Source organism: Streptomyces sp. JHA26, assembly GCF_002005565.1.
Classification (GTDB): domain Bacteria; phylum Actinomycetota; class Actinomycetes; order Streptomycetales; family Streptomycetaceae; genus Streptomyces.
Genome location: NZ_BDJC01000103.1, coordinates 1 through 10,136, shown reverse-complemented (window position 1 = coordinate 10,136; position 10,136 = coordinate 1). Strand labels below are relative to the sequence as shown.

Here is a 10,136-nt window from a genome sequence, read left to right as displayed (position 1 = left end):
AGGCGTTGGATGCGACGGTGTTCACGCAGGCGGCGTTGTTCGCCGTCGAGGTGGCCCTGTTCCGGCTGGTGTCGTCGTGGGGTGTGCGCCCTGATGTGGTGGGCGGGCATTCGATCGGTGAGCTGGCGGCGGCGTATGTGGCGGGTGTGTGGTCGCTGGCGGATGCGTGTGTGCTGGTGGCTGCGCGGGGCCGGCTGATGCAGGCACTGCCGCCGGGCGGGGCGATGCTCGCGGTGGAGGCGGACGAAGCCTCCGTCGGTGCTGTGCTGGCCGGTCGTGAGGGTGTGGCGGTTGCGGCGGTGAACGGGCCGCAGGCGGTGGTGGTCTCCGGTGACGGGGCGGTGGTTTCGGAGCTGGAGGAGGCCTGGCGGGCTGAGGGGCGGCGGGTGCGCCGGCTGCGGGTGTCGCATGCGTTCCATTCGCCGTTGATGGAGCCGATGCTGGAGGAGTTCCGGCAGGTCGCCCAGTCCCTGGCCTATGACGAGCCGCGGATCTCGGTGCTGTCGAACGTGACGGGGGAGCTGGCGGCAGCCGACGGGGTGTGTGACCCGGAGTACTGGGTGCGTCATGTGCGCGAGGCGGTGCGCTTCGCCGACGGCATCACGCATCTCTCCGAGCAGGGCGTGACCGCCTGTCTGGAGCTGGGCCCGGACGGTGTGCTGTCCGGGATGGGCGCCGACACTGTGCCGGAGATGGCGTTCGCCCCGGTCCTGCGCAAGGACCGCGACGAGACCGCCTCGCTCATGGAAGCCCTCGCCCAGGTGTATGTCCGGGGTCATGCGGTGGACTGGGCTGCCCTCCTCGCCCCGTCCCGTCCCCGGCTGGTGGAACTGCCCACCTACGCCTTCCAGCGAGACCGCTACTGGCTGGAGGCGGCCCCGTCCGCCGGCGACATGACGTCGGCGGGCCTGGGCGCGGCGGATCACCCCCTGCTCGGCGCGGCGGTGACCCTGCCCGACTCCGACGGCTGCCTCTTCACCGGCCGTCTGTCACTGGCCTCCCACGCGTGGCTGGCGGACCACGCGGTGCTGGGAGCCGTCCTCCTGCCCGGCACCGCCTTCGTCGAACTCGCCCTCCACGCCGGTGGCCGCGTCGGCTGCTCGCGGTTGGACGACCTGGTCCTGGAGGCCCCTCTGGTGCTTCCGGAGAGCGGAGCGGTCCAGATCCAGGTCGTCGTCGGTGGCGCCGACGACAGCGGCCGACGTCCGGTCAGCGTGTACGCGCGTGCGGAGTCCGGCGATCCGGACGAACCGTGGACGCGTCACGCCGGCGCCGTACTGACCCCCAGCCCGGCGGAAACGACCAGGCCCGTGTCGGACGAGCCGGGTGTATGGCCACCCGTCGGGGCCGAGGCACTGGACGTCGGGGACCTGTACGAACAGTTTGCGCTGGGCGGGCTGACGTACGGACGCGTGTTCCAGGGAGTACGGGCGGCCTGGCGGCGGGGCGACGAGGTCTTCGCCGACATCGAGCTGCCAAAGGAGCACGCCGAACAGACCGGGCGTTACGGCATCCATCCCGCGCTGCTGGACGCGGCCCTGCACATGGCCGGGCCGGGTGGACTGACCGACCAGGGCGATGAGGGCGGCCAGAACCGGATTCCGCTGCCGTTCGTCTGGAACGGCGTCTCCCTGCACGCCACCGGCGCGAACAGGGTCCGCGTGCGGCTCGCGTCCGCCGGGACCGACGGGGTGTCGGTGACCGTGGCGGACGAGTCCGGTCGGCCGGTGGTCCAGGTGGACGAGTTGGTCACCCGCCCGGTCACCGCCGAACAGATCGACGCCGCTCGCGGTGCCCTGCGCGAGTCGCTGTTCCGGCTCGACTGGCGCAGTCTGCAGCTCCCGGTGACCGCGGGGCCCTCCGCGCCCCGGTGTGCCGTGGTCGGCGCGGGCAGCGATGCCCTGGCCGTCGGCCTGCAGGCGGGTGGCTGGGATGTGACGAGGCACCCGGACCTGAAGAGCCTGGGCGGGCGTCCCACCGGCGACGACCCGTCCCTCCCGGAGTGGGTGTTCCTCTCCGTGCCGGGCGACGACACGGGCTCGGCGAAGGACTCGGACGCGAGGACGGACACCGCCCTGCGGTCGACGGTGGTCGAAGCGCTGGAGCGAGTGCAGGACTGGCTGGCGGACGACCGGCTCGCCGACATGCGGCTGGTGATCGTCACCCGAGGCGCGGTGAACACCGCCTCGCTCGCAGCGGGCCCGGCCGACCAGGAGGTACCCGACGCGGCGGGAGCCGCCGTATGGGGCCTGGTGCGTTCGGCGCAGGCGGAGCACCCGGACCGACTGCTGCTCCTCGACGTCGACGACCCCGCCGAGGCCGCGTCCACCGCTTCCCTCGCCGCCGTCCTCACGTCGGGCGAGCCACAACTGGCCGTCCGCGGAGACAGGTTCCTCGTGCCCAGGCTGGTGCGCGCCACGACGGACGCTCCGCTCACCGGGACCGAGCAGGACGGGCCCTCCGCCGCCGAGCACGCAGGCGCGCCGCACGCCGTCGCGACCTGGGACCCCGAGGGCACGGTGCTGATCACAGGAGCGAGCGGCACGCTCGCCGGTCTGGTGGCCCGGCACCTGGTGACCGAACACGGCATACGCCATCTGCTGCTGCTCAGCCGCAGGGGCGCCGACGCGAGCGGGGCGGCGGAGCTGACGGCCGACCTGAGCGCGGCGGGAGCCTCGGTGACCTGGGCCGCCTGCGACGCGGCAGACCGCGACGCCCTTCGTACGGTGCTGGCGGACATCCCCGCCGCGTATCCGCTGAAGGGCGTCGTGCACGCCGCCGCCGTGCTGGACGACGGAGTCATCGCGTCGCTGACGCCGGAGCGTATCGACACGGTGCTCCGGCCGAAGGCGGAAGCGGCGACCGTCCTGCACGAACTGACCGCCGACGCCGACCTCTCGGCGTTCGTGCTCTTCTCCTCCGCGGCCGGAACGTTCGGCGGCGCCGGACAGGGCAACTACGCCGCCGCGAACGCCTGCCTCGACGCTCTCGCGACCCGGCGCCACGCCCAGGGCCTGCCCGCCCTGTCGCTGGCCTGGGGCCTGTGGGAACAGCGCAGCGGTCTGACCGGCGGTCTGGGCGACGCCGATCAGCGACGCATGGCCGGCATCGGACTCGGCGGACTGCCGACGTCCGACGGACTGGCGCTGTTCGACGCCTGCTGCGCCGACCGAGCCCCCGTGCTGGCGCCGATGCGGCTGGACACGGCGGCCGTGCGGGCTTCCGTGCGGGACGCCGGAGACGACGTTCCTCACCTGCTGCGGGAACTGGTCCGGCTGCCCCGGCAGCGGACGGGGGCCACCGAGGCGGCGGCACCGGGCGGCCTGCGGGAACGGCTGGCCGGTGTGCAGACGGCGGAAGGCGAGCGCATCGTGCTGGACACCGTGCGGCGGAACGTAGCGTCCGTCCTCGGTCACGGCGCCACGGAAACCGTGGAACCGGCACGCGCCTTCAAGGACTTCGGCTTCGACTCGCTCACCGCGGTGGAACTGCGCAACCGCCTCAACGCGGTCACGGGGCTGCGGCTGCCCGCCACCCTCGTGTTCGACTACCCGACACCACTGGCTCTGGCCGGATTCATCCACCAGGAACTGGCCCCTCAGGACGCGGCCGGGGACGACGGCGGCGACGTCCCCCTGTCCGTGGGCCTCGACCGCCTCGAGGCCGGACTGTCGGCCATGACCTTGGAGGAGATCGGCCACACCGACGTCATCTCACGGCTACGGGATCTCCTTGCGAAATACGGCGACAGGCAGGAGGGCGCGGAAAGCGCCGTTCTCGCCGACAAACTCGAATCGGCGACGGACGGCGACCTCTTCAAGATGGTGGAAGAGGATCTCGGACTCATCTGAACCGACCCTCGGAAACACACGACCCACACGGTCGACTCCCTTTCCGTCGAACGCCTCCGCTCCGCCTCTGATGGGAAACGTGCGATGAGTAACGAAGACAAGCTCCGGGATTACCTCAAGCGAGTCATTGCCGAACTGCACCAGACACGGCAACGTCTCCAGGAGGCGGAGACCGCGGACCACGAGCCGATCGCCATCGTGGCGATGGCCTGCCGCTACCCGGGCGGCGTCCGCTCCCCGGAGGAGCTGTGGCGGCTGGTGTCCGACGGCACCGACGCCATCTCCGGGTTCCCGGAGGACCGCGGCTGGGACGTGACGGGTCTGTACGACCCCGACCCGAACGCCGTGGGCAAGAGTTATGCGCGTGAAGGCGGCTTCCTGCACGCGGCCGGCGACTTCGACCCGGCGTTCTTCGGCATCTCGCCGCGCGAGGCGCTGGCCATGGACCCGCAGCAGCGCCTGCTGCTGGAGACCGGCTGGGAGACCTTCGAACGGGCCGGCATCGACCCGGCCTCGGTACGCGGCTCCCGCACCGGTGTCTTCACCGGGGTCATGTACCACGACTACGGCACCGGTCTGGAGTCCCTCCCCGCGGGCGTCGAGGGCTATCTGGGCAACGGCACGGCGGGCAGCATCGCTTCCGGCCGGGTGGCCTACACCCTCGGCCTGGAAGGCCCGGCGGTCACCATCGACACCGCATGCTCGTCGTCCCTGGTGGCCCTCCACTGGGCCGGCCAGGCCCTCCGCCGACGTGAGTGCACGCTCGCGCTGGCGGGCGGTGTCACCGTCATGTCCACCCCCGGCACCTTCGTGGAGTTCAGCCGCCAGCGCGGCCTCGCCCCCGACGGCCGGTGCAAGCCGTTCGCGGCCGGCGCGGACGGCACGGGCTGGGGCGAGGGCGTGGGCATGCTCCTGCTGGAACGCCTGTCCGACGCCCGGCGCAACGGTCATCCCGTCCTCGCCGTGATCCGCGGCTCCGCCCTCAACCAGGACGGCGCGAGCAACGGTCTGACGGCGCCGAACGGCCCCTCCCAGCAGCGCGTGATCCGCGCGGCCCTCGCGGACGCCAGGCTGACCCCCAAGCAGGTCGACGTGGTGGAGGCGCACGGTACGGGGACGACGCTGGGTGACCCGATCGAGGCGCAGGCGCTGCTGGCGACGTACGGCCAGGACCGGCCGGAGGACCGGCCGCTGCGGCTGGGATCGATCAAGTCGAACATCGGGCACACGCAGGCGGCTGCGGGTGTCGCGGGTGTCATGAAAATGGTGCTGGCGATGCGGCACGGGCTGCTGCCGCAGACCCTCCACGTCGACGAACCGTCCCCGCACGTGGACTGGTCGGCCGGCGCCGTCGAACTGCTGACGGACGCCACGCCGTGGCCCGAGGGCGACGAGCCGCGTCGGGCGGGCGTGTCATCGTTCGGCATCAGCGGCACCAACGCGCATGTCATCATCGAGGAGGCCCCGGCCACCGAGGACGAGTCGACGGCAGACGCTGAGCCGCCCGCCGTGGTGCCGTGGGTGGTGTCCGCGAAGTCGGAGACGGCGCTGCGGGACCAGGCCGAGCGACTGGCGTCCTTCCTGAACGAGCGTCCCGAGCTTGCTCCGGTGGATGTCGGGTGGTCGTTGGCGACGACGCGGTCGGTGTTCGAGCACCGGGCCGTGGTTCTGGACGGGCTGAACGGCCTGGGAGCGCTGGCCGAGGGGCGTGAGGCCCCGGGCGTGGTGTGGGGGAGTGCGGCGGGTGCGGATGGCCGTGCGGTGTTCGTGTTTCCGGGGCAGGGGTCGCAGTGGGCCGGGATGGCGGCTGAACTCCTCGACTCGTCGCCGGTGTTCGCGGAGCGGATGGCTGAGTGTGCTGCTGCGCTCGGCCCGTTCGTGGAGTGGTCGCTGACCGACATCCTGCGGGATGCGGACGCGGATGCCTGGCTGGAGCAGGTCGATGTGGTGCAGCCGGTGCTGTGGGCCGTGATGGTCTCGCTGGCCGAGGTGTGGCGCTCTCACGGTGTGGAGCCGGCTGCGGTGATCGGTCACTCGCAGGGTGAGATCGCTGCCGCGTGTGTGGCGGGTGCCCTGTCGTTGCAGGACGCGGCGAAGGTGGTGGCCCTGCGGAGCAAGGCGATCCGTGCGCTGTCCGGGCGGGGCGGCATGGTGTCCGTGTCCCTTGGCGCGGACGAGGTGGGTGAGCGCCTCGCTGACTGGGGTGGTCGGTTGTCGGTGGCGGCGGTCAATGGTCCGTCGGTCGTGGTCGTGTCCGGGGATGCGGATGCGCTGGACGAGCTGCTGGCCGCCTGTGAGAAGGACGGCGTCCGGGCGCGCCGTGTCGCGGTGGACTACGCCTCGCACTGCGCGCACGTGGAGGCGATCGAGGACGTTCTCCTGCGGGACCTGGCGGGTATCGCCCCGCAGGCGTCGAGTGTGCCGTTCTACTCGACGGTGACCGGCGGTGTCCTGGACACGTCGTCTCTCGATGCAGGGTATTGGTACCGCAATCTGCGCCAGACGGTCCGTTTCGCCGACACCCTGCGTGTGCTCCTCGACGACGGTTTCCGGCTGTTCGTGGAGTCCAGCGCGCATCCGGTGCTGACGATGGGCGTCGAGCAGACCGCCGAGACCCACACCAACACGCCCGTCACCACAGTCGGTTCACTGCGCCGCGGTGAGGGGGGCCTGGGGCGCTTCCTGACCTCGGCCACGGAGGCGTTCGTCGGCGGTGCGACCGTCGACTGGGCCGGGGTGTTCGCGGGCACGGGCGCTCGACGCGTCGAGTTGCCCACCTACGCCTTCCAGCGTCGTCGCTACTGGCTGGATGCTGCTGGCCAGACGGTGAGCCAGAAGTCGGCTTCCGGGCTGGGCCTGGGCTCCGCCGACCATCCGCTCCTGGGCGCGGTCGTGGCTCTGGCCGACTCGGAAGGTCTCCTGCTGACGGGCCGGCTGTCGCTGCGTACGCACCCGTGGCTCGCCGATCACGCCGTGGGCGAGACGACGCTGCTGCCGGGCACGGCGTTCGTGGAGCTGGCGCTGCGCGCCGGTGACGCGGTCGGTTGCGACCGGCTCGAGGAACTCACGCTGGAAGCGCCGCTGGTACTGCCCGACGACACCGCCGTGCAGATCCAGCTGACGGTGGGTGCGCCGGATGCGCAGGGGCGGCGCCCAGTCGCGGTGTTCTCCCGTCCGGAGGAGGACGAGGCCGAGGTCCCCTGGACACGGCACGCCGCAGGCACGTTGACCGACGGCCCGGCCGATGGCGGCGAGCACGCCTCCGTCGCCGCCGAACTGGGCGTCTGGCCGCCGACCGGTGCGGAGCCGGTCGCGGTGGACGACCTGTACGAGCGGCTGGCGGCCACCGGCCTCGTGTACGGCGCCGCCTTCCAGGGCGTACGCGCGGCCTGGCGGCGCGGCGACGAGGTGTTCGCCGAAGTCACCCTCGCCGAAGAGCAGCAAGCCGACGCGAGCCGTTTCGGTGTGCATCCGGCGCTCCTGGACGCGGCCCTGCACGCCCTGGCGTCGGGGCTCGAAGCCCCGGAGGGGGAGAGCGATGAGCGCCGTCCCGGGCTCCCGTTCGTCTGGGAAGGCGTGTCGCTGTACGCCGGTGGCGCGGCCTCGCTGCGTGTACGACTCGCCCCGGCCGGGGCGGACGGCGTGTCCGTGCTCGTCGCGGACACCACCGGAGCGCCGGTCGCGGCGGTGACGTCCCTGGTGACGCGCGCCGTGTCGCCGGAGCAACTGAGGGCGTCGGCGCGCATCACCGACGAGGCGCTGTTCCGCCTCACCTGGCGCAAGCTCGCGATGAGCGCCCCGGTCACGACTTCGACGACCGTGTCCGCTCCGAAGCTGGCCGACGTGCGAGCGGCCCTGGAAGCCGGCGCGACGGACGTACCGGGCGTGGTGCTGGCCTCCTTCACGACGGATGTGGGTGATCCGGCTGCGGTGCGGTCGGTGTCGCGTCGTGCGTTGGGGGTGTTGCAGGAGTGGTTGGCTGAGGAGCGGTTCGCGGGGTCGCGTCTGGTGGTGGTGACGCGGGGTGCGGTGTCGGCCGTTCCTGGTGAGGATGTGTCCGATCTGGCGGCTGCTGCGGTGTGGGGGTTGGTGCGGTCCGCGCAGGCGGAGCATCCGGATCGGTTCGTGCTGTGTGACGTAGACGTGGACGTGGACGCGGACGGGCACGGGGTGTCGGACGCCTTGCTCGACGTCGTACTCGCCGGTGACGAACCACAGATCGCCGTACGGTCGGGAGAGCTGTACGCCCCCAGGCTGGCCCGCGCCACCGCCACGGCACCGGACGGCTCCGGCCCGGCCTGGAACCCCGAAGGCACGGTCCTCCTGACCGGCGCCACCGGGACGCTGGGCGCACTGGTGGCCCGGCACCTGGTCACGGAACACGGCATACGACACCTGTTGCTGGTGTCCCGTCGTGGCCGGGCCGCGGCCGGTGCCGAGGAACTCGTCGCTGAACTCACCGACTTGGGCGCCTCGGTGACCGTCGAGGCATGCGACGCCGCCGATCGCCCGGCGCTGGCGGAGCTGCTGGCGAGCGTGCCCACCGAGCACCCGCTGACCGCCGTCGTGCACGCGGCCGGTGTCCTGGACGACGGAGTCGTCACTTCCCTCACACCGGATCAGATCGACACGGTGCTGCGGCCCAAGGTGGACGCGGCCTTCCACCTGCACGAGCTGACCAGCGACCTGAACCTGTCCGCGTTCGTTCTCTTCTCCTCCGCCGCCGGTACCTTCGGTGGCGCCGGGCAGGGCAACTACGCGGCGGCCAACGCGTTCGTCGACGCTCTGGCCGCGCACCGAAGGGCACAGGGCCTGCCCGCCGTCTCGCTGGGCTGGGGCTTCTGGTCCGAACGCAGCGGTATGACCGGCCACTTGGCCGACGCGGACGTGCGGCGCATGCGTCGCGCCGGCATCGCCGCCCTCACCTCGGACGAGGGGCTGGCCCTGTTCGACGCCACGGCGACCGGCTCGGCCACGGCGGACGCCGTCCTGCTGCCCATACGCCTCGACCTGCCCGCGCTGCGCGCCCAGGCCACCACGGGCGCCGTCCCCGTGCTGCTGCGGGACCTCCTGCGCATCCCCACCCGCCGTACGGTGGAGGTGTCCGGCCCCGCTGCCGGCACGTCGGCCCTGTGGCAACGCCTGGCGTCCCAGCCGGAGGCCGACCGGATCGACGCCCTCGAGACGCTGGTGTGCACGCACGTCGCGGCCGTCCTGGGACACGCCGACGAGGGCGCGGTCGACCGCGAGCGCGCCTTCAAGGAGTTGGGTTTCGATTCGCTGACGGCGGTGGAGCTGCGGAACCGGTTGAACGGGGCCACGGGGCTGCGGTTGCCGGCGACGTTGGTGTTCGACTATCCGTCGCCGGTGGTGCTGGCGCGTCATCTGCTGGCGGAGCTGGTGGCGGCGAACGCGGTGGACGAGGGCGTGCGTACCGCGCGGCCCACGCACGTTTCGGCTTCGGTGGTGGACGAGCCGATCGCGATCGTGGCGATGAGCTGTCGTTTCCCGGGTGGGGTCCGTACTCCGGAGGAGTTGTGGCGTCTCCTTGAGCGGGACGGGGATGCGATGGCCGCGTTCCCCGAGGACCGTGGCTGGGATCTGGAGGCGCTGTACCACCCGGATCCCGATCACAAGGGCACGGTGTACGCCCGTGAGGGTGGATTCCTGTATGACGCGGCCGAGTTCGATCCGGGGTTCTTCGGTATTTCGCCGCGTGAGGCGCTGGCGATGGACCCGCAGCAGCGCCTGCTGCTGGAGACGTCGTGGGAGGCGTTGGAGCGGGCGGGTATCGACCCGGCGTCGGTGCGTGGCAGCCAGACCGGCGTCTTCGCCGGGATCATGCACCACGACTACGGTCTCCTGCAGGGCCCCGACGGCACTCCCGGCTCTCCCAGCCCCGGCAGCATCGTGTCCGGCCGCGTGTCCTACACGTTCGGGTTCGAGGGTCCTGCGGTGACGGTGGACACGGCGTGTTCGTCGTCGTTGGTGGCGTTGCATCTGGCGGTGCAGTCGCTGCGGCAGGGGGAGTGTTCGCTTGCGTTGGCGGGCGGTGTGACGGTGATGGCGACGCCGGCGCTGTTCGTGGAGTTCAGCCGTCAGCGGGGGCTTTCTCCCGACGGCCGGTGCAAGGCGTTCGCGTCGGGTGCGGACGGCACCGGGTTCTCCGAGGGTGCCGGGATGCTGCTGCTGGAGCGGTTGTCGGATGCGCGGCGCAACGGGCACCGGGTGCTGGCGGTGGTGCGGGGTTCGGCGGTCAACCAGGACGGGGCGAGCAATGGGCTG

At 72.0% G+C, this 10,136-nt stretch carries 2 protein-coding genes; both read left to right on the top strand.

Annotation, left to right across the window (positions count from 1 at the left end):
• The first annotated feature begins 17 nt into the window (after positions 1 to 17).
• Positions 18 to 3,851, top strand: a complete 3,834-nt coding sequence (locus JHAT_RS32770) for an SDR family NAD(P)-dependent oxidoreductase (protein ID WP_253195687.1) — start codon at positions 18 to 20, stop codon at positions 3,849 to 3,851.
• Between the two features lie 84 nt (positions 3,852 to 3,935).
• Positions 3,936 to 10,136 (top strand): type I polyketide synthase (locus JHAT_RS32765; RefSeq protein WP_143660584.1); only part of this gene is annotated, 6,201 nt, incomplete at its 3' end.